This is a genomic window from Rhizobium subbaraonis (assembly GCF_900220975.1).
GTDB lineage: Bacteria > Pseudomonadota > Alphaproteobacteria > Rhizobiales > Rhizobiaceae > Mycoplana > Mycoplana subbaraonis.
This window is the reverse complement of the sequence record NZ_OBQD01000010.1, coordinates 205,275-225,984: the sequence shown is the minus strand read 5'-3', so window position 1 is coordinate 225,984 and position 20,710 is coordinate 205,275. Positions and strand designations below refer to the sequence as shown.

The following is a 20,710-nucleotide window of genomic DNA, read 5'->3' as shown; positions in this document are numbered from 1 at the left end:
TGGCGCCGTTTTATTCTAGCAGGCAGGGCGGGCAGCACGATAGCTCCCGGGCGACTCCGCCACCCCCTTAAGATGCGTCACGCAGTCCGGCTGCGAAACGACGGCGACATAGACGAGGTGGGCATTGGCGAGCGCCAGCAGGGCCGCGCCGGCGCAGACGACGGCGATCGCCATGGTGCGCGCGCGCATGGGAAGCGCGCTCATGTTCCGCTGCCGCCGGTTGCACGCTGCTGCTCCCTCAGGTCGATGATGTAAAGGGTGAGGATCTTGATATCGAGCGGGGACAGCCGCAGCCCCCAGCTCGGCATGTGGCCCTGCCTGCCGCCGTAGATCGACTGATAGACCGCTTCGCGTCCCGAACCGTAGATCCAGAAACGGTCGGTCAGGTCCGGTGCGCCGACATCCTTCAAGCCCTTGGCGTCCTCGCCGTGGCAGGAGACGCAGTTCTGGGCGAAGAGTTCGCGCCCGGCGTCGATGGCGGCGGCGTTTTCCGCGGTTTTCTCCTCAAGCCCGGACAGCGAGCGGACATAGGTGACGAGTTGCAGGATCGCCGGGCGCTCCAGCATCTGGTCGCGGCCGAATGCCAGCATCTGCGAGACGCGCGTTTGCGGGTCGGCGCCGTTGATGCCGACCGCGATCGTCTGGGCGATCGTCTGCGGATCGTCGCCCCAGAGCATGGGGGCGGACCCGAGGTTGGGATAGCCGCTGTTGCCGGTGCCGCCGATGCCATGGCAGGCGGCACAGTTGTCGCCGAAAAGGGTGTGGCCGGTCTCGCGGACGATCGGCATGAGTTCGCCATCCTTCAGGATGGTCGCGAAATCCTCGCTGTCGATCCGTGCGACCCAGGCGGCGCGATCCGCGCTGCCTTCCTGCAGACGCTCTGCCACCGTCTGTTTCTGGTCGACGCCGAGCCAGCCCTTGAAATAGCCGGTGCCATAAGGAAAACTCGGCATCAGCAAGACCCATATCACCCCGAACAGTGTGAAGGCGATCAGGAAGAACCAGACGGGCTTCGGCACCGGCGTGTGCAGTTCCTTGATGCCGTTCCATTCGTGGCCGGTCGTCATATGGCCGGTGACGGGATCGCGTTCGCCTACGGACATGGCCGGTCCTCGTCGTCGGAAATGATGGAATGGGCGGCGTGGTCGAACTGCTTCCGGTTGGCCGGCCAGTAGGCATAGATGATGACGCCGATCGACATGGCGATGAGGTAGAAAAGCCCGAAGGACTTGGCGAAGCCGGTGACGGTGTCGTGGTCGAAGCTCATGCTGCTACTCCACATTGGCCTGTTCGGTCTTTTGCGCGACGTCGGTCAGTCGCCCGAGAATCTGCAGATAGGCGACGATCGCGTCCATCTCCGTCAGCGTCTCCGGCTTGCCGTCGAAAAGGCTGACATTCGTCGACTCGCCGTAGCGGGCAGTCACGCCGGCGGACTGTGCGCTGTCCGGATTGGCCTGGCCGTAGGCGTCGGCGGTGGCGTTGGCGATCATGTCATCCGTGTAGGGAACGCCCACCGCACGCATGGCGGCCAGGTGCTCGCCGAGATCGCCGATCTTGAGCGCGTTGCGCATGAGCCAGCGGTAGGCCGGCATCTTTGATTCCGGCACCAGGTCGCGCGGGTTGTAGAGATGGGCGACGTGCCATTCGTTCGAATACTTGCCGCCGAGCCGGGCGATGTCGGGGCCGGTGCGCTTCGACCCCCACAGCATCGGGTGGTCGTATTTCGATTCGACGGCCAGCGAATAGGGACCGTAGCGCTCGACTTCGTCGCGCAGCGTGCGGATCATCTGCGAGTGGCAGGCGTAACAGCCCTCGCGGATGTAGATGTTGCGTCCCGCAAGCTCCAGGGGCGTGTAGACGCGCATGTCCGGGGCGTCCTCCACCGTCTCGTCGATGGTGAAGAGCGGGGCGATCTCGATCAGGCCCCCAATGCTGGCAACGACGACTATGGCGAGCACCAGGCCCATGGCGTTGCGTTCGAGCCGATAGTGGAAGTTGAACATCGCCTATTCCCCGGCCTGCGCCCAGGCCCGCGGTGCGGGCGGCTCGACCGGCAGGTCGGCCGCCGCCCCCTCGTCCACGGGCGCCGGTCTGCTGATCGTCATCCAGATGTTGTAGAAGGCCACCACGGCGCCGGCCAGAAACAGCAACCCGCCAACGGTGCGGGCGATGTAATAGGGATGCATGGCGACCAGCGTGTCGATGAAGGAATAGGCGAGCGTGCCGTTCTGATCATAGGTGCGCCACATCAGGCCCTGGGTGATGCCCGAGTTCCACATCGCAAAGACGTAGACGACGGTGCCGGCCAGCGCGAGCCAGAAGTGCACCTCGACGAGCCTTGCCGAATAGAGGGCCGGCCGCTTCCACATCCAGGGAACGAGGGCATAGAGCGAACCGAAGGTGATCATGGCCACCCAGCCGAGCGCGCCGGCATGGACGTGTCCGACCGTCCAGTCGGTGTAATGCGAGAGCGAGTTGACGGCGCGTATCGCCATGAACGAGCCCTCGAAGGTGGCTATGCCGTAGAAGATTGCCGCCAGCATCATGAAGCGCAGCACCGCGTCGTCGCGCACCTTGTGCCAGGCGCCATTCAGCGTCAGAAGCGCATTGCCGGCCGATGCCCAGGAGGGGACCAGCAGCACCAGCGAGAACACCATGCCGAGCGTCTGCACCCAATGGGGCAGGGCGGTGTAATGCAGGTGATGGGAGCCCGCCCACATATACATGAAGGTGATGCCCCAGAAGCTGATGATCGACATGCGGTAGGAATAGATCGGCCGGCCAGCCCGCTTGGGCAGGTAGTAGTAGAGCATGCCGAGGAAGCCGGCGGTCAGGAAGAACGCGACGGCGTTGTGGCCGTACCACCATTGCGTCATGGCATCCTGAACGCCGGAGAAGAGCGAATAGCTCTTGGCATGGCCGATCGAGACGGGGACCGCCAGGTTGTTGACGATGTGCAGGATCGCCACCACGAGGATGAAGGCCATGTAGTACCAGTTGGCCACATAGATGTGCGGTTCGCGGCGGCGGGCCAGCGTGCGCAGGTAAATCAGGAAATAGACGACCCAGACGATGACCAGCCAGAGGTCGGCATACCATTCCGGTTCGGCATATTCCTTGGATTGTGTGAGGCCCATCAGATAGCCGGTGGCAGCCAGCACGCAGAAGAGATTGTAGCCGAGCAGCACGAACCAGGGGCTCAACTGGTCGGGCAGGCGGGCACGGGTGGTGCGCTGCAGCACGTGAAAGGACGTGGCAATCAGCGCGTTGCCGCCGAAGCCGAAGATGACGCCGCTGGTGTGGACGGGTCTCAGGCGGCCGAAGCTCGCCCATGCCGCGTCGAAGGTCAGGTCCGGCCAGGCCAGGAGGGCGGCGACCCATACGCCGACGAACATACCGATGACGCCCCATATCAGGGACAGAATGATGCCGACCTTGGTCGGATCGTCATAGTACTCCCGAAAGCGTTCTTCCCAGGGATCCGGTGCATCGATGCCACGCAGGAGCAGGGCCATCACCACCATGCCGAAGAGGGCGACGATCCAGCCATGGGCGGCCATCAGATCGCCGCGACCGGCCACGGCCATTGCCACTCCGACGCAGATGACGCAGACAAGGATGATCGCCGCATAGGTGCGCTCCAACGCCGTCAGTTGTGCAACCATTCCGACACCCCCGCACTGGACGATCCAAGTCCCCTGGATCATCCATTACCTGTCTCTCGTGGCAGTCCTGTAACGTCAAAGTCTGTAGCGATGCGGTTAGCGGAGACCGTGCCCTGCATGTCGGGGCCGGTGTCGAGTTCGGCGCGCTAACATGCTGATGGTTACACGATTTCGAGGGCGCGGCAATCGGATTTGCGTATCAGTAAACGTCCGGTTGCGCTTTCAAGGATCCACCCAGCACAACGGACCCACCGGGCAGCCGGCACGGCCGTTCCTCTGATCGGTTGCGGTCAGGCGGAGATCGCGGTCCGAAACTGCGGGTTGCCAAGTATGGTGTTGCTGACGGTGCAGATTTCGTCTTCGGCGGCGCGGACGATCGCCTGTCTCGTCTCCTCGTCAATATCGCCGCCGATGACGAAGGCGATGTCGAACGTTTCCACGCGTGCGGGGCCGGCCTGGGCCTTCTCGCCGGTCACTGTGACCTCGATCGTCGTCAACCTGTCGAGAACGCCCATCCGGCTGGCCGCGTAGCGGGCACTCATCGCAAGGCAGGCGGAGAGCGAGGCATAGAGCAGGTCGAGCGGGTTGAAGCCGGCCTGGTTGGCGCCGGTCATGATGTTAAGCGTCCCGCCGGTTCTGGAGCGGATCGCCGGAAAACCGGTGCGCCCGATCGTCGCCGTGGCCCCGGTCGGGCGTTCCCGCATCTTTGCTCCAGGCATTCCGCAATGCTCCGCGCTGAGATTTCCGCCCTCCGTTCGCGCTCCCCCGGCGCCAGGGCCTGTGCAGTCCGGCGTTTGCTTGCCGGCCGTCAGGCCGATGCGGTTCGGAAGCGGCGAAGACAGAGGTAACCCGCGGTGACGAATGCCACGAGAACGATGCCTTGAGCAATGGCGAAGGGAGGCTCGTTGCCGTTCGGCGCCAGCGCATTCAGGGCGTCGACCTTGAGGAAGGCCTGAACCACGAGGACGAAGACGTTGAAATAGAGCGATACGATCGCGCAGACGAGAAAGGTTGCCCGCCAGCGGCCCGAAAGCCGGAAGAGGTACAACGCTGCGACAGCGCCGAGCAGGAACGCCGTCGTGATGATGCCGACGCCGATTGCCGGCGTGAATGCCGTAATGGGAAAGAGAAAGCCAGTGATCGTCGTGCCCAAGGTGGTGGCGAGAAAGGTGGCCGTCCAGCCCGGACGCAGGTCGGACGCCAGCCAGCCGCGCAATGCGACAAGCCCGCTTACGATGCCGACGAGGCTGAGAATAACGTGAAAGAGAGTAAAAGATGCCATGCCAAGTATCATGTCGATAGTCCCCATCCTGGAAAATATGGCGGGTGCATTAGACGTTGTGCCGAAGCGTTTGTAAATTTCGCCAGGCATTGATTCCGCGCTATTCTTCGCGGACCGTCCGCGTCGCACAACCGCCTGCGGAGAATGCAAGTGTCGGGAGGAGAGAGCATGCGTGCCGATGGCGATGTCGCCGAGCCGATGGAAGTGATCGAATTCTGGTGCGAGATGCTGTCAAAGGAACATTGGTTCTCGCCGCCGCCGCAGTTGGACGCGCATATCCGGGAGCGCTATGCGGCAACGCATCTGGCGCTGGCGCGGCATGTCGCCGAGGCGTGGCGGGAGACGCCGGATGCCCGCCAGGCGGCTGTCATCGTTCTCGACCAGTTCCCGCGCAACATGTATCGCGGGACGCCCCTGGCTTTTGCCACCGACTGGATCGCCCTGCGCGAGGCGCGGTTGGCAGTCGATGCGCGCGCCGACGTCAAGGTCGCGCACGGCCGCCGCCATTTCTTCTACATGCCCTTCGAGCATTCGGAGGATCTTGCCGACCAGAATATGTCAGTGGCCCTGTTCAAGGCGCTGGGAGACCGGGAATATCTCGACTATGCCCTGCGCCATCATGCGGTCATTCGTGACTTCGGCCGTTTTCCGCACCGCAATTGCCTGCTCGGTCGCGCGTCTACTTCTGCCGAGCTTGACTACCTGGCATTGCCGGGGGCGGGGTTCTGATCGGACATGCCTTCACTTCGCCCGGGTCCCGCAATAGCTTGCGCGCCGATTCCCGCGCTTGCGCGGCGGTTGCCGCCGGCCCGCGGCCATTCATTGATATTGCACGCGAAACTATCGACCATCCGTTGTGCGCCAAATTGACAGGGACTGTCCGTGACGAGATTGAAGAGCGCCTTTCTTGCCCTTTTGGCCCTTATGCCGCTGCTGCTGCCGGTCGCGGCTGTCGCGCAGGATCCGGCCGCCGACGCGCAATCCGCCGCCGTACCCAATCCGATCAACGATGCAAACCAGCGCGTGAACAAGGCGCGCGACCAGCTCGCAGCCTTGCGCCGGCAGGTCGAAGAGGCCCGTAGCAGCGAGGCTAAACTTGCCGAACTGAAGCAGCACGTCGAGCAGGTCGGGCGCGGGGCGCTCGATGCCTCCGTCTCGACCCGCCAGCGTTTCAACGAGATCAAGGCCCGCCAGGACGAGCTCGGCCCCGTGCCGGCAGAAGGCCAGCCGGCAGAATCGGAGATCATCAAGGAGGAGCGTGCACGCCTCTCCGACGAGCGCGCAGCGATCAATGCCGTCATCGGCAACGCCGAGGCGCTGTCCATCGAGGCGACGCAGCTTGCCAACCAGATCACCGAGATGCGCCGCACGCTCTTTACGGAGACGCTGTTCGAACGCACGCGCGTCAGTCCGGAGGTGTTCGAGGAGGCGGTTGCGGCCGGCGCGGACGAAGGGACGGATCTGCATCGTACCGTCGGTGGCTGGTTTCGGTTCGTATGGAACTTCAAGCGCGAATCGTTGCTGGCCGCTGTCTCGCTGTCGCTGGTGGTCGGGCTGCTGCTCTATTCCATCGGCCATCGAGTGGCCGGCCCCCTCATCCAGCGCAACAAGCAGATCGAGAAGCCGCACTACATCACCCGGTTGATGGTGGCGTTCTGGTCCATCACGATACCGACGCTTGCCGTCGGCGCCTTCGCCTTCGCCTGCTATTCGCTGCTCTACAGCTTCAACGTGCTGCGTCCGGACATCACGCCGATGGTGTCGTCGCTGCTCGGCGTCTCCGTCGGCCTCTATTTCGTCTCGGCGCTTACGCGGGCCGTGCTTGCGCCCAAGCGGCCCGCCTGGCGGCTTGTGAGCGTCTCGAATCGCGGTGCGCAGCGGCTCGAACGGTCGATCTTCGCGATGGCGCTCGCCAATGCGCTCGATTATTTCCTGGGTGCGGTGAGCGTGGCGCTCGGCTCGGCGGTCGTGCTGACGGTCGCCAAGAGCATGATCGCCTCGATCGTGATCGGCCTGATCCTCATCTGGATTTCCTTCATCCGGCCAATGCTGCGTGCCGGGGACGATCCCGCCAGCGAGGGCCGCCCCTGGCCACGCGCTCTGACGATGGTACTGATGCTGACCGGTTTCGGCCTGATCGCGCTGACCATGATCGGCTATGTGGGGCTTGCCCGGTTTATCGCCACGCAGATCGTCGTTACCGGCGCCATCCTCGTCACGATGTATATCGGTATCCTGTCGGGGCGGGCGATCGGCACGCAAGGGGCGTTTGCACAGACCTATCTGGGCCAGCGGATGGCCGAACGCTACCAGCTCAACGAGGTCGTCCTCGACCAGGCCGGCCTTGCCGCCAGCCTCGGCATCTATCTGATCGTCGTCCTGCTCGGCCTGCCGGGAATTCTGCTGCAATGGGGCTTCCAGATCGGCGATATCGAAAGCTGGGCCTACAGGATCTTCACGGAGATCCGGATCGGCAGCATTTCCATCTCGATCGTCGGAATTGTGGCGGGGCTTCTTCTGTTCGTCGTCGGCCTGGTCGTGACGCGCTGGTTCCAGCGCTGGCTGGACGGCACGATCATGGTTCGCAGTCATGTCGATCCCGGCGTCCGCAACTCGGTGCGCACGGCGGTCGGCTATGCCGGCGTCGGGCTGGCAGGCCTGATCGGCATATCGGCGGCGGGGATCAATCTTTCCAGTCTCGCGCTCGTCGCCGGTGCCTTGTCATTGGGTATCGGTTTTGGTCTGCAGAACATCGTCTCCAATTTCGTGTCGGGCCTGATCCTGCTGGCCGAGCGACCTTTCAAGGTCGGTGACTGGGTCGTGGCGGGGACCACCGAGGGCTTCGTCAAGCGGATCTCCGTGCGCGCGACCGAGATCGAGACCTTCCAGCGGCAGACGATCATCGTCCCGAACTCCGTCCTGATCAACGGCCAGGTCGGAAACTGGACCCACCGCAACAAGCTCGGGCGGATCGAAATCCCCGTCAGCGTGTTTTCCGGCAACGATCCGCGCCGGGTCACGGAGATCCTGCTCGATGTGGCATTGCAGCAGGCCGTCCTGCGCAACCCGGAGCCCTCCGTCACCTTCATGAATTTCTCCGCAGCCACGCTCGATTTCGAGGTCAGGGCGTTCGTGGCGGACGTGCTGCTGGCGGGGACGGTGAAGACGGAGATGCGTGCTGCGATCCTGGAGCGGCTGCGCGAGGAGGGCATCGCACTCGCCGGGCCTGCCGCTCCGACCGTGCCGGTTACCATGGACCCGGAAAGCGCCCGGTTGCTGAGCGCGATGATCGAAAATGCCAAGGCCGGACTGGTCGTTCCTACGGAGGCTCCGCGCAAGCCGGCACCGAAGCCGGTAGAAGAGGGGGCGGACGAAACCGGCTGAACGCTGAATGCCTCATTCACGCCATATTCAGCATCGCGGGCATAAAACACATGCAAATCCTTCCGAGTGCGGCTACGTTCGACTTGGGGTTTGCAACAGGGGCGGCGCTCGACGCCGGGTATAAATGACGCGAATGCTTGCAATGCTGCTTATGTCGACGGTGGTCGCTGCCCCGGCTTTTGCAGCATCGATCACCAACAAGGATGCCGACGCGGTCGTGCTGACGATCGTGGAGGACGGCAGCCGTTCCGAGGTCGCCGTCGGGGCCGGGCAGACTGAATCTGTATGCCCGTCGGGCTGCTTCGTTACCCTGCCGAATGGCGACCGGGTGGCGCTGAACGGCGATGAGACGGTGGAAATCAGCGGCGGTGCCGCGGTCATCAAGTAGAATCGAAGCCGATTTGCAAAGCGGCGCAGGCTCCTGCCGGCGCCGTTTTTTCATGTCCGATCGATCCGGTTGTGGCGGCGCGAGAAAGCACTTTCCGCGCCATGACTTACGGAGTTGTCGGGATCGCGCTTTAACGCTTTCTCAAAAACGTTGCGCTTAGTTGTTCGCCTGTTACCCGAAGAGTGGAAGATCCCTTCGGACGGGACCATGCACAGGTCCGGTGCTGCCTTTCCAACCACGCCAGAACCGGCGGCAGCGCGAAAACCCTTACATCACAAGGCACACGATGTCGTTCATTGGTATCTCCGGCATGCAGTATTCCGGCGAGTCGCTCTCCCACCATCGCATCCTGCTCGTTGAGGACTCGAATGTCTTCACCTCCATGATCGGTATGCGGCTGAAGGAGCTTTTCGACATCGAGGTCGAGATCTGCCGCAATTTCCTGGAGTTGGAGGAGAGCTACGAGCGCTCGTCGACGCCGATCACGCTGGCCATCTCCAACATCAACCTGCCCGGTGCCGAGAAGGGCGAGGCGCTGAACTACCTGGTGGATCTGAGCGTGCCGACGATCGTCTTCACCGGCACGTTCCAGCAACAGACGCGCGACCAGCTGCTGTCGAAGGAAATCGTCGATTACATCATCAAGGACAACGTGTTCGCCGTCGACATGCTGGCCGAATCCGTTTGCCGCTTCCTCACCAACCACGATCATCACGTCCTGATCGTAGACGACAGCCCCACGGCGAGGGCGCTGCTTTCGACGCGCCTCAAGCGTTACAATTTCCGGGTCAGCACCGCCGACAGCGGAGCGGCCGCGCTCTCAATCCTGCAGGCCAATCCGGATATCGGCCTGATGGTGACTGACTACAACATGCCCGACATCGACGGCTTCGAGCTGACCCGGCGCATTCGCGCCTTCATGGGATCGCACCAGCTGCGCATCATCGGCGTATCGTCATCGACAGATCGGCTATTGTCGGCCCGCTTCCTCAAGGCCGGCGGAAACGACTTCATCCTGCGCCCCTTCATCGACGAGGAATTCTATTGCCGCGTCAACCAGAACCTCGACACGCTGACGCAGATCAGGATCGCCCATGCCCGGCGTGCGGCGTAGGGCTTGCAAGCACGCGGTGAGCCGAAGCCGGCGTTTCGATCTCACGTAACGTGAGATAGTTCTGCGGAATTAACGGCATGGTAAAACCCTGTGGTTGTAATGCGCGCAAAGCGATGTGAACGGGAGAGGGCGTGGCATTGAAACGGAAACGGCACCGCGAGGTTGCGTTCCTGCGCCATGGCGGTCGCTCCGTCCTTCTCGTCGAAGATTCGCGGATGTTCTCGACGGCGATCCGCTTCCGGCTGGAATCCGAGCTCGGCGTGCGTGTCGTCCACTGCGCCGACATGAAGAGCCTTCGCACCGTGGTCGCAAAGCAGGAGGTGGAGTTCGGCCTTGCCATCGTCGACCTGAACCTTCCCGGCGCGCCGGACTGCGAGGCGCTCGATTTCCTACTCGGCGAAAATATCCGCCCGCTCGTCTTCACCGGTTCGTTCGGAGACGCGACACGGGACAAGATATTGGCCAAGGGCGTTCTCGATTACGTGGTCAAGGACAGTCCGTCCGCCATCCAGCAGGTCGTCGTCAGCGTCGACCGGATCCTTGCCAGCGAGCGGACAAAGGCGCTGATCGTGAAGCCGTCCGAGGGCTGCATGGAGCAGGAGCACAGCCTGCTGCAACGGCAGCGCTTCGAAGTGATCATTGCGGTTGAAGGCGCCCAGGCGCTTGAAGTGCTCGATGCCGAGCGCGACATCGACCTGGTGCTGCTGGATCTCGACTGCCCGGATTACGAAGGCCTGATGGTGCTGGCCGAAATTCGCAGGCGATATACGGACATGGGCGTTCGGGTGGTCGGGCTGTCGGGCAGGGCGGACGACATGGCGGCACCGCGGTTCCTGAAGGCCGGTGGCGACGAGTTCATCCGCAAGCCGTTCTGCGCCGACGAGTTCACGTCGCGCCTGCTGCATCTGGCTGCGATCCACAAGCGCATCCAGGCGCTCAGCATGGCTGCGTCGCGCGACTACCTCACAGACGTCTATAACCGGCGCTATTTCTTCGAGACAGGCAAGCGCCTGGTGGACAAGGCCATACGCCGCGGCGAAAAGGCTTCCATCGCGATCCTCGACATCGATCACTTCAAGCGCCTGAACGACACTTACGGCCACGAGGTCGGCGACATGGTGCTGAAGGACGTGTCACGCCAGCTGAAGGCGCGGCTGGGCGGCCGCCACTTGCTGGCGCGGCTCGGCGGGGAGGAATTCGGCATGCTGTTCGAGGATCTCGACCTTGCCGAGGCTGTCGCCTGTTGCGACGGCCTGCGCAAGGAACTGGCGGCCACGCCGATCGAGGCGGACGGGGAGCCGGTGACGATCACCGTATCGATAGGCGTTGCGGCGATCGAGGCCGAAGAGGCCTTCGATAACCACCTGAACGCCGCCGATCAGTTCCTCTACATGGCCAAGCATGGCGGTCGCAACCGGGTCTTCTCGGTGCTGGCGCTCGAAGCCACGCTGGCGGCCAGGCGGGCGGCCGCCTACTGAACGGCGCGCCCCGATTCAACGGCGCTTTCAACCACTTATTCGTCTTCAGCGACATGCCCGCAATGCAGCGCTAAGCGCCGTTTCAACGGCGGCCGAACGCTTTCCGCTTTCGGCCGGCACAGGCTTCACCTCAACGGGCCGCCGCTGCGGCCGGTACCATCAGCTTGCGATCGGCGCGTTCCTGCTGCGGCGAACGGTTGTAGAGTTCGCGGTAACACTTGGAAAAGTGCGAGGCCGAGACGAAGCCGCAGGCGACCGCCACTTCGACGACAGGCATCGACGACTGCACCAGCAGGTGGCGCGCGCGGTCGAGCCTGATCTCGAGATAGTAGCGGGCCGGCGAGCGTCCCATTTCCTGGCGGAAAAGGCGTTCGATCTGGCGGCGGGAAAGATCTGCACTATCGGCGATCTCCAGCAGCGAGAGCGGTTCGGAAAGGTTGTTTTCCATCAGCTCGATGATGGACAGAACCTTGGAGTTCTGCACGCCGAGGCGGGCGCGCAGGGGCAGGCGCTGGCGGTCATGCGGCCCGCGCACGCGATCGGTCAGGGCTTGTTCGCAGACGCTGTTGACGAGTGTTTCGCCGAAGTCCTGGTCGATCAGGTTTAGCATCATGTCCAGCGAGGCGGTGCCGCCGGCGCAGGTGTAGATGTTGCTGTCGATCTCATAGAGATCGGCGTAAACCTCGGCCTGCGGATAGGCTTCGGCAAAGCCCGGCAGGTTTTCCCAGTGGATGGCGCAGCGCTTTCCGTTCAGCAGGCCCGCCTGAGCAAGCACATGCGCGCCCGTACAGAGCGAGCCGATCGCGACGCCGCGGTTGTAGGCTTCGCGCAGCCAGGCATTGACCGACTTGTTGCTAAAATCCTCGACGTAGACACCGGAACAGACCAGAACCATCGAGGGGCGGCTTTCCCCGCCGAGATACTTCCGTTCGTCGGCGAGCGACGAATTGACCTCAAGGCCGATGCCGCTCGACGAAACGACCTGCTGGCCGTCGGTCGAGGCAAGGCGCCAGCTATAGGCCTCATAGCCGAGCATGCGGTTGGCGATGCGTAGCGCCTCGATGGCTGCAGAGAACGGCAGCATCGAGAAGTTGGGCACGAGGAAGAACACAAGCGAACGCTTTTTTGCAGCTGTCTTGGTCATGGGAGTTCCGCTCTGGTTTTATTCCCAAGCGTCTTATGAAGACGCGCCATCTGGATTGTCTGTTTGCGACATTTGCATGGAATGGTGCGACTGTGAAGATGGGGCCCGACCATCGCTGCGCGAACAGGCGGCCGCGATGCATCAAAATGTGTGCAATGGCCCGGATTTTGGGCGCTTGAGCATTTTCCACACCCCTGCCTTCTCGAAAACCGCGCGCCACCGACGTGGGCTGTTCCATTGGCGCGCGCGACAGCCTATGTAGGTGCGGTCTGAATGTTCTGGGAGAGACATATGCTTGTCGACGGCTACACGAAAGTTCCGGCCGGGAAACTGGTGGCCGCGGTGACGTGCCTGGAAATGCGGACACCGGTGAAGGCGGCACGCGACCTGGTGCCGGAGGGCGTCACGCTGGAACGTCAGGAGAAGCCGGGGCTGGACTGGTATCGCGATCTCTATCTGCGCGTGGGAGGCGACTGGCTGTGGGGTTCGCGGCTGGTGCTCGGCGACGACGCGCTTGCGGCGATTCTTGAGGACCCTCGTGTCGAGGTCTACGCCGTCGTGTCGGGCGGGCGCGCCGAAGGCATCCTCGAACTGGACTTCCGCGAGCAGGACCAATGCGAGCTCGCATTTTTCGGCCTGACCAGCAACGTGATAGGGCAGGGCCTGGGCCGATGGCTGATGAACCGGGCAATCGAGCGCGCCTGGTCGAGGCCGATTTCGCGCTTCTGGGTGCACACCTGCAGCCTCGACAGCCCGCAAGCACTGGATTTCTACATCCGCTCCGGTTTCGTGCCCTATGAGCGCATGGTCGAGGTCTTCGACGATCCGCGGCTGACGGGCGTGCTGCCGGAACATGCGGCACCGCAGATACCGATCCTGCGGGGATAGTCTACCAACCGAACGGCGGTACTCTCAGGGCGTCCGATGGCGTTTGGATGGCTGGAAAAGAAATCGCCAGGCTGGTGATCGCATCGAGCGATTTCAGACCTGGCGAATTGAGATGGTCGTCTTGGGAGTGGATTGCGGACAATCCGCGCTCATCGTGTCTTCCTGGGCAGAGCATTCAGGTCTGAGCCCTGTTCGGTAGACGGAAAACCGATGTCCTTGCGGACGTCGAACGGCAGGCTTTCGAGTTCAGCTTCCGCCCTGTGGTGGCGCCATGCCTGGACGAGCCGGCCGGCAAAGCTGCGGACGGAGGCCGAATAGCGGTAAGTACCCGAGCCTATAGACCCATGGTGCAAATGCGACGTCAAGATGCTCATTGTTCAGGTTCCTTTCGAGCTTGGGAGTTTTCGAAAGGTCGCGACCTTGATTGTCATCATGCCGCGGCCCTATTCATCAATCAATCGAATATAATTGATGCGATGCATCAGCGTTTGTCATGCAAGAGGCGGCCTTCCCAGCCGACATCCTTCTGCAATTCCGGGGGGAGTGCTTCGAGTTCCCGCTGCGCGCGGCGCCGCAGGCGGCGGGCGGCCTGTGCATCGAGAAATTGCCGGATCGACAGCGCAAACCCCTTTCCGGCGACGCGAATTGCAAACGGAACGGCGTTCGAGTGCGGTTTCTCGGTAGTCATGACACCTTACCTCTTCCTTGCCGGGTTTCGTTGCATTGACTATCGCGCCGAATGAGTGTTCAATCAAACGAAATGGAGTGATCTAAACGATCAGATAAATTGAATGGGAGAGAGGGCCATGAACCTGATGCTGCGCCAGGCGCTGCCGCTGCTGGAACTGGACATTCTCAGAACTTTCGTGGCCATCGCCGAAACCGGGAACTTCACGACGGCCGCGGAGACCGTGCACCGCACACCTTCCGCCGTTTCGATGCAGATCAAGAAGCTGGAGGAGATGCTGGGCTGCAGCCTCTTTCGTCGTGACGCCCGTTCGGTGACGTTGACGCATCACGGCGAGGTGCTCCTGTCCTATGCGCGCCGGCTGCTTTCCCTCAGCAACGAGGCGGTCTCTCGCTTCATGATGCCGGAGATGAACGGCGTGGTGCGGCTCGGTGCACCCGACGACGTGGGCGAACTGATCCTGCCGGAAGTGCTGCGACGGTTTGCCGAGACCTTCCCTTCGATTGCCGTCAACGTTTCGATCGAGACGAGTTCGAGCCTGCGGCGCGCCGTCGCCGAGCGGCGGCTGGATCTGGCGATCTTCAACGCTCCGGACGCTTCCATGCCTTCGCCCGGCGAACTCTTGATGAAGGAGCAGCTCGTCTGGGCCGGAAAGAACTGCGGCAGCGCGCATCTGAAGAACCCGCTGCCGGTTTCGGTATGGGAAGAAGGGTGCATCTGGCGGGCGCGGGCGCTTGAAGAGCTTGCGAAATCCGGCCGCGAGTTCCGCGTCGCCTATTTCTGCGCCCATCACATGGGGCAGCGCGCTGCCATCCGCGCCGATCTTGCGGTTGCGCCGCTTGCACGCTTCCTCGTCGGTGACGACATGGTGGCGCTTGGAGAGAAGGACGGCCTGCCGGAACTCGGCCACTACCACATCGGCCTTGTCGTGTCCGACGAGGCGGAGGCGCCGGCGCTGGCGGTCGCAGACTATATCCGCGCCGCCTTCGCCCGCATGGAGCGCCGGCCGATGGAGATGCTGCAGGTTGCCTGCTGAAAAGGCTCGTCGCCCGGGGGCGCCTTGCCCCGGCCGCCGTATGCCGGGCGCTTACTGATAGACGTACAGCGCGCACATGCCTTCATCGCTCTTCGGCACGTCTGCGCCATTGTAGGCAATGACGATCCTGTCCTTGCCGTCGGCCCAGGTCGCGACATAGGTCACGGGCTGCCCGCAAAAGCTGTTGCCGTTGAGGAGCACAGGATCGCTCGGCTCCGCGATGCGGTAGACGGAGGCCTGTACCGGCTTCTCGAAGTAGATCAGCGTGTCGGCGACACGCTCCCCGAACGCCATATGCGCGCCGTTCTCGAAGGTTATGCCGGCATCGTCCAGATCGATGCGCCCGGTGATCGCCTGCGCTGTGTTGCTGTCGGGGGTGTACGTTTCGGCAGCCGCCGTAAGGGCGGACAAGAGCATGAAGGCAAGGGCAGCGAGGCGGGCGCGGAACATGACGTTTCTTCCTGAAAACCGGGAATGGGGCGGGGACTGTGAATTCGCCGACAAATCCGCTTACAACGCTTTGACCCGCACCGCCAGCAGGTCGATCCGGCTTTGAGGGCCGATCAGCCATTCGCCTTGCGAAGCGGGCCGAAGCGCCGCATCAACGCCTTTTCCCCTTCCAGAATGCCCATCAGGACGATGCCGATCGCGACGATGATCAGGCCGTCGAAGAATGCCACCGGCGCGCTGCCGAACAGCGCGTGCATGAAAGGCGCATAGGTGAAGGCGAACTGGCCCGCCACGACGACGACGAGGGCGAGCAAGACGGACGGGGTGCCGAGCACGCCCCTGGGGCTGAACGACGTCATGTGCAGGTAGCGCACATTGAAGAGATAGAAGATCTCCATCACCACCAGCGTATTGACGACCATGGTGCGTGCCACCGGTTCGCCAAGGCCGCTGCGCATCGCATAGTCATAGATGCCGAAGACGCCGATCGTGAACAGGATGGAGACGAACAGGATCCGCCAGGCGAGGAACGGGCCGACCAGCGGCGCGTCGCGCTCGCGCGGCGGCCGCTGCATCACGTTGGGCTCCGCCGGCTCGAAGGCCAGCACCAGTCCCAGCGTCACTGTCAGGATCATGTTGATCCACAGGATCTGCACCGGCGTCATCGGTAGGGCCAGCCCGAAGACGATCGCGAGCACGACGCAGAAGGATTCGCCGCCGTTGGTCGGCAGCGTCCAGGAAATCACCTTGCGGATATTGTCGAAGACGGTGCGGCCCTCTTTCACTGCAGCGACGATGGAGGCGAAGTTGTCGTCCACCAGCACCATCTGCGCGGCTTCCTTGGCGGCTTCCGTGCCCTTGCGCCCCATGGCGATGCCGACGTCGGCCTGCTTGAGCGAGGGGGCGTCGTTGACGCCATCGCCGGTCATCGCAACCACGCGGCCGTTCTGCTGCAATGCGCGGACGATCCTCAGCTTGTGCTCTGGGCTGGTACGCGCGAAGACGCTCGTCCCTTCTACGACGGCCCCGAGGTCATGGTCGGAGATCCGGTCGACCTCGGCACCCGTCATCGCCCTGGGATCATCCGCAATCGCCAGTTGACGGGCGATCGCGACGGCGGTGTCGACATGATCGCCCGTGATCATCTTGACCGCGATGCCGGCGGAACGGCAGTCGGCGACAGCGGCGATGGCCTCCTCGCGTGGTGGGTCGATGAAGCCCACGATGCCGAGGAATGTCAGCCCGGTCTCCACGTCGCGAAAGCCAAGTCTTTCCAGCGTTGCGGGCGCCCTTGCCGTGGCGAATCCAAGCACGCGCTCGCCGTTGGCTGCTGCTGCCGCGATGCGCCTGCGCCAGTATTCGGCGTCCACGGCGGCATCGGTGCCACCATGCTCGCCTGATATCTGGCCGGCGCACATGGCAAGCACGCGCTCCGGGGCGCCCTTGACGAAGATGCGGCTGTCGCCGTCGAGCTCACGGTTGAGCGTCGCCATGAAGCGATGCTGGGCGTCGAAGGGTATCTCGTCGATGCGGGCGAAGCGTTCCCGCTCCGCTTCCGGGTGAAGCCCGGCCTTCATGGCGAGCGTGACCAGCGCGCCTTCCATCGGGTCGCCCAGAACGTTCCAGCGCTCCGCCGCCTCGACCAGTTCGGCGTCGTTGCAGAGGAGTGCGGAGCGCACAAGAAGCGTTTCTGCCGGGGCAACGCCATCCTCCATGGTCTCGATGCGACCGTCCGGGGAATAGCCGGCGCCCGTCACCAGCGTTTCGCGGTCGGCGGTTGCGATCCTGCGGGCGGTCATCTCGTTCTTGGTCAGGGTTCCGGTCTTGTCGGAGCAGATGACCGAGACGGCGCCCAGCGTTTCGACGGCGGGAAGGCGGCGCACGACGGCGTTGCGCCGCGCCATCCGCTGGACGCCGATCGCAAGGGTGATGGTGATCACGGCCGGCAGGCCCTCGGGCACCACGCCGACCGCGAGCGCCACCACGATCATCAGGGCATCGACCCAGGGATAGTCGTGAACCAGCATGGCAAGGGCCATGAGTGCGACGGCGATCGCGAGCGCGAAATAGGTGAAGAACCGTCCGAAGCTGTTGATCTGCCGCAGGAGTGGGGTTTCCAGCGTCTGGACTTCGCCGATCAGGGCGGAGATTCGGCCGATCTCCGTCTCGGCGCCGGTTGCCACTGCAATGCCGGTCGCCTGCCCGGAGGCGAGCAGCGTGCCGGAAAAGAGCATGCTGTGTCGATCGCCCAGAGGAGCCCCGCGCGGGGCCGGCTCCTCGCGTTTGCCCGCGGGGAGCGATTCTCCGGTCAGGATCGCCTCGTTCACCAGAAGATTGCGGGCGCGCACGATGCGCAGATCGGCTGGCACCATGTCGCCGGCCTCCAGCATGACGACGTCTCCGGGCACGATGGCGCGCGCGTCGATGTCGTGCTGGCGGTCTGCGCGCAACACGCGGGCATGCGGCGCGATCATGTCGCGGATGGCGTTGAGCGCCTGTTCGGCGCGCCCCTCCTGGATGAAGCCGACCACGGCGTTGACGAGAACGACGCCGACGATGACGGAGGCATCGATCACATGGCCGACGATCGCCGCCAGCACGGCGGCAGAAAGCAGAAAATAGATCAGCGTATTGTTGAACTGGGCGAGGAAACGGAGCAGCGGATGGCGCGGCGGCGGGGCAGGCAGTTCGTTCGGGCCGTAGCACTCAAGACGCCGCCCTGCCTCCTGCGGATCGAGCCCTTCGTCACTTGTCTGCAGTTGTGCGAACACTGCGGCGGTCGAGAGCGCGTGCCACGATGGGATCTGCTTGTCTTCATCGGCTGGAATTCCGCCTTCGGCGGCCGTGCGAAGATTCATCCCGGTTCTTCTCCGTGCAGCAGGCTTCCGTCGGACGCGTCCTGTCCAGGGAGCCACGACAGGACAGCGACGGTTCGGCGCGTAACACGAGTGTAGCGGAAGACGTTTGACGCACGTCAAGGACGTGGCGCAAACACTTGCGTGATCACGATCGTGCGATCACGGTTTGGTGAAACGGGAATTTATCCGGCGCGAAACGCTGCTACTCGCGGCTGCGGCGCCTGCGACGGCCACCGCCTTCGCCGCCATCGTCAGAGACGGTCTTGCGTTCGGGCAGGGTGACGACGGTCGCTAGGTTCGGGAAGGCGTCGACCTTGTTCGGCATCGCCATGGCGTTCACGAAGAGCTGCTGGAAATTGCCCTCCAGCGCCGTCTCGATCTTCTCGATCCGGCCGACCACCTGTTCGATCTCGCGGCGATGGCCGCGGTTGAGCAGCGCCATCAGCGCGCCCGTTCCCGCAGCATTGCCGACCGCCTTGACCTCGGAAAGGTCGCAGTCGGGGATCAGCCCCAGCACCATGGCGTATTTCGGATCGATGAACGAGCCGAAGGCGCCGGCGAAGCGGATGGTGTCGACATGGTCGACGCCCTGCTTTTCCATGAGGAGCTTGATGCCGGCGTAGAGGGCGGCCTTGGCGAGCTGGATGGCGCGGATGTCGTTCTGCGTCACGGTGATGCGCTGTGCGCCGTCGTGCAGCAGGTAGGAGAAGGTGCGGCCGTTGGCGATGATGCGCGGGCTCTTTGCCGCCATCGCACCATCGACGACGCCGTCCTCCGAGATGATGCCGGAGAGGTACATCTCGGCAACGACCTCGATGATCGCCGAGCCGCAGATGCCGGTGACGCCGACCTTTGCGGCCTCTTCGGCAAAGCCTTCCTCGTTAGACCATTGCTCGACGCCGATCACGCGGAAGCGCGGCTCCAGCGTCTCGGGGTCGATGCGCACGCGCTCGATCGCGCCGGGGGCGGCGCGCTGGCCGGAGGAAATCTCCGCACCCTCGAAGGCGGGCCCGGTCGGCGAGGAGGCGGCGACGACGCGGGCCTTGTTGCCGAGCACGATCTCGGCATTGGTGCCGACGTCGACCAGCAGCATCATCCGGTCCTGCCGGTAGGGGCCTTCGGACAGCGTCGCGCCGGCCGCGTCCGCGCCGACATGGCCGGCAATGCAGGGCAGCAGGTACACACGGGCGCCGCGGTTGACGTCGATGTCGAGGTCGTTGGCCCAATACTGCAGCGCGCCGGAGACGGCGAGTGCGAACGGCGCCTGGCCGAGTTCGGTCGGGTCTATGCCGAGGAACAGGTGGTGCATGATCGGGTTTGCGACGAACACCATGTCGAGGATGTCGTGGCGGTCGACGCCGCCTTCATTGCAGACCTTGCCGATCAGGCCATTCACCGCCTCGCGCACCGCCTTCGTCATCGCTTCCCGGCCGTCCGGGTTCATCATGACATAGGAGACCCGGCTCATCAGGTCCTCGCCGAAGCGGATCTGCGGGTTCGATGTACCGGACGATGCGACGATGCGGCCGGACAGGAGCGAGACGAGGTGCATCGCGATCGTCGTCGAGCCGATGTCGCAGGCAATCCCGTAGGCCTCGTTCTTCAGCCCCGGCCAGAGGCCGATGATGAAGGGGCGCGATGAGTCCATGTCGCGGTGGATGGCGGCAGTGACGCCCCAGTTGCCCTTGCGCAAGATCTGCTGCACCTGCGGGATGAGGTAGGGGGCGATCAAAAGGTCCTTCCAGCCCCAGTCCTTCTCCAGCATGACCTTGAGCCGGTCGAGGTCCCCGAGCGGCTTGTGCATGTCCGGTTCGTCCACTTCGACATAGCAGAGCTGGACGGCGGCGTTGCGCTCGATGACGCGGTCGCTGGCGGCCTTGCGCACGACCTGGGCGTTGACGACGGTATCCTGCGGCACGTCGACGACGAGATCGCCGAGGATGAGGGCGGAACAGGAGAGGCGGCGCCCTTCGGGCAGGCCACGCACCTTCTCGTAGCGATCCTCCTTGGGGCCCTTTTCCGAGATATGGCTGAGGCTGGAGACGATCTTGTGCTTGGCGAAGCTTCCTTCCTGCACCTCGATCTGACAGCGCCCGCAGGTGGCCCGGCCGCCGCAGACGCTCTCGACATAGACGCCAAGCTTGCGGGCGGCATCGAGCACCGGCGTGCCGACCGGGAAGCGGCCGCGCTTGCCCGACGGCATGAACAGCACGAGGGGATCGGTCTGCAGGGGATCGTTCTGCGCGGCTTCGCTCATGTTGCTCTCGTTGTCGGACGTGCCTTCGATGCGCATCGCTCTCGTCTTCCTCCCGGGCGCGCGGCTCAAACGGCCGAC

General features: G+C 63.7%; 20 protein-coding genes. 7 read left to right on the top strand and 13 right to left on the bottom strand.

Translation table 11 applies throughout. The features are described from left to right. Nucleotides 1-15: 15 nt before the first annotated feature. The 7 genes from CRO48_RS17145 to CRO48_RS17115 form a co-directional block, all read right to left on the bottom strand. Entirely contained in the window at nucleotides 16-204 is a 189-nt protein-coding gene (locus CRO48_RS17145; RefSeq protein ID WP_097141077.1) for a hypothetical protein, read from the bottom strand. Then, nucleotides 201-1,103, bottom strand: coding sequence for a cytochrome-c oxidase, cbb3-type subunit III (gene ccoP, locus CRO48_RS17140; protein WP_097141076.1), 903 nt, complete (start codon nucleotides 1,101-1,103; stop codon nucleotides 201-203). Before ccoP ends, CRO48_RS17145 begins: the two co-directional genes overlap by 4 nt. Further along, on the bottom strand, nucleotides 1,094-1,267 hold the full coding sequence (locus CRO48_RS17135; RefSeq protein ID WP_097141075.1) for a cbb3-type cytochrome c oxidase subunit 3: 174 nt from the start codon (nucleotides 1,265-1,267) through the stop codon (nucleotides 1,094-1,096). The genes ccoP and CRO48_RS17135 overlap by 10 nt, the downstream gene beginning before the upstream one ends. A gap of 4 nt (nucleotides 1,268-1,271) precedes the next feature. Continuing rightward, a complete protein-coding gene (gene ccoO, locus CRO48_RS17130) occupies nucleotides 1,272-2,003 on the bottom strand; it encodes a cytochrome-c oxidase, cbb3-type subunit II (protein WP_097141074.1) in 732 nt (243 codons plus the stop codon). A 3-nt stretch (nucleotides 2,004-2,006) separates the two neighbouring features. Next, complete coding sequence (gene ccoN / locus CRO48_RS17125) at nucleotides 2,007-3,665, bottom strand: cytochrome-c oxidase, cbb3-type subunit I (protein WP_097141073.1); 1,659 nt, start codon at nucleotides 3,663-3,665, stop codon at nucleotides 2,007-2,009. A 290-nt stretch (nucleotides 3,666-3,955) separates the two neighbouring features. Then, entirely contained in the window at nucleotides 3,956-4,384 is a 429-nt protein-coding gene (locus CRO48_RS17120; protein ID WP_097141072.1) for an OsmC family protein, read from the bottom strand. A gap of 89 nt (nucleotides 4,385-4,473) precedes the next feature. Then, the gene (locus CRO48_RS17115; protein WP_097141071.1) at nucleotides 4,474-4,959 is read right to left on the bottom strand and encodes a hypothetical protein; all 486 of its coding nucleotides are present in this window, start codon (nucleotides 4,957-4,959) and stop codon (nucleotides 4,474-4,476) included. 156 nt (nucleotides 4,960-5,115) lie between these two features. Between CRO48_RS17115 and CRO48_RS17110 the strand changes: the two genes are divergently transcribed. The 5 genes from CRO48_RS17110 (at nucleotide 5,116) to CRO48_RS17090 (ending at nucleotide 11,311) form a co-directional block, all read left to right on the top strand. Further along, on the top strand, nucleotides 5,116-5,676 hold the full coding sequence (locus CRO48_RS17110; protein ID WP_097141070.1) for a DUF924 family protein: 561 nt from the start codon (nucleotides 5,116-5,118) through the stop codon (nucleotides 5,674-5,676). Between the two features lie 153 nt (nucleotides 5,677-5,829). Further along, nucleotides 5,830-8,331: a DUF3772 domain-containing protein gene (locus tag CRO48_RS17105; RefSeq protein ID WP_141402067.1), complete on the top strand. Its 2,502-nt coding sequence runs from the start codon at nucleotides 5,830-5,832 to the stop codon at nucleotides 8,329-8,331. A 142-nt stretch (nucleotides 8,332-8,473) separates the two neighbouring features. Continuing rightward, nucleotides 8,474-8,719 carry a hypothetical protein gene (locus tag CRO48_RS17100; RefSeq protein WP_245423557.1) on the top strand — a complete coding sequence of 82 codons (246 nt, stop codon included), beginning with the start codon at nucleotides 8,474-8,476 and terminating at the stop codon, nucleotides 8,717-8,719. Between the two features lie 286 nt (nucleotides 8,720-9,005). After that, nucleotides 9,006-9,833 (top strand): response regulator, encoded by an 828-nt coding sequence (locus tag CRO48_RS17095; protein WP_097141067.1) that lies wholly within the window; start codon nucleotides 9,006-9,008, stop codon nucleotides 9,831-9,833. Nucleotides 9,834-9,964: 131 nt separating this feature from the next. Further along, on the top strand, nucleotides 9,965-11,311 hold the full coding sequence (locus tag CRO48_RS17090) for a diguanylate cyclase (RefSeq protein ID WP_245423556.1): 1,347 nt from the start codon (nucleotides 9,965-9,967) through the stop codon (nucleotides 11,309-11,311). Between the two features lie 130 nt (nucleotides 11,312-11,441). Here CRO48_RS17090 and CRO48_RS17085 read toward each other — a convergent pair whose 3' ends face one another. Continuing rightward, the gene (locus tag CRO48_RS17085) at nucleotides 11,442-12,455 is read right to left on the bottom strand and encodes a GlxA family transcriptional regulator (protein WP_097141066.1); all 1,014 of its coding nucleotides are present in this window, start codon (nucleotides 12,453-12,455) and stop codon (nucleotides 11,442-11,444) included. A 291-nt stretch (nucleotides 12,456-12,746) separates the two neighbouring features. On the opposite strand from CRO48_RS17085, the gene CRO48_RS17080 reads away from it, so the two are divergent. Continuing rightward, complete coding sequence (locus CRO48_RS17080; protein ID WP_097141065.1) at nucleotides 12,747-13,343, top strand: GNAT family N-acetyltransferase; 597 nt, start codon at nucleotides 12,747-12,749, stop codon at nucleotides 13,341-13,343. A 149-nt stretch (nucleotides 13,344-13,492) separates the two neighbouring features. Here CRO48_RS17080 and CRO48_RS17075 read toward each other — a convergent pair whose 3' ends face one another. Further along, nucleotides 13,493-13,717, bottom strand: a complete 225-nt coding sequence (locus CRO48_RS17075; RefSeq protein WP_102026007.1) for a hypothetical protein — start codon at nucleotides 13,715-13,717, stop codon at nucleotides 13,493-13,495. A gap of 107 nt (nucleotides 13,718-13,824) precedes the next feature. Next, nucleotides 13,825-14,031 carry a hypothetical protein gene (locus CRO48_RS17070; protein WP_097141064.1) on the bottom strand — a complete coding sequence of 69 codons (207 nt, stop codon included), beginning with the start codon at nucleotides 14,029-14,031 and terminating at the stop codon, nucleotides 13,825-13,827. 118 nt (nucleotides 14,032-14,149) lie between these two features. Between CRO48_RS17070 and CRO48_RS17065 the strand changes: the two genes are divergently transcribed. Further along, nucleotides 14,150-15,067, top strand: a complete 918-nt coding sequence (locus CRO48_RS17065) for a LysR family transcriptional regulator (RefSeq protein WP_097141063.1) — start codon at nucleotides 14,150-14,152, stop codon at nucleotides 15,065-15,067. Nucleotides 15,068-15,118: 51 nt separating this feature from the next. On the opposite strand, the gene CRO48_RS17060 is transcribed toward CRO48_RS17065, so the two are convergent. From CRO48_RS17060 to CRO48_RS17050, 3 genes are all read right to left on the bottom strand, one after another. Continuing rightward, entirely contained in the window at nucleotides 15,119-15,517 is a 399-nt protein-coding gene (locus CRO48_RS17060; protein ID WP_097141062.1) for a hypothetical protein, read from the bottom strand. Between the two features lie 113 nt (nucleotides 15,518-15,630). Next, nucleotides 15,631-18,375 (bottom strand): cation-transporting P-type ATPase, encoded by a 2,745-nt coding sequence (locus CRO48_RS17055; protein ID WP_097141061.1) that lies wholly within the window; start codon nucleotides 18,373-18,375, stop codon nucleotides 15,631-15,633. 202 nt (nucleotides 18,376-18,577) lie between these two features. Then, nucleotides 18,578-20,632 carry an ASKHA domain-containing protein gene (locus CRO48_RS17050; RefSeq protein WP_097141121.1) on the bottom strand — a complete coding sequence of 685 codons (2,055 nt, stop codon included), beginning with the start codon at nucleotides 20,630-20,632 and terminating at the stop codon, nucleotides 18,578-18,580. Between the last annotated feature and the right edge of the window lie 78 nt (nucleotides 20,633-20,710).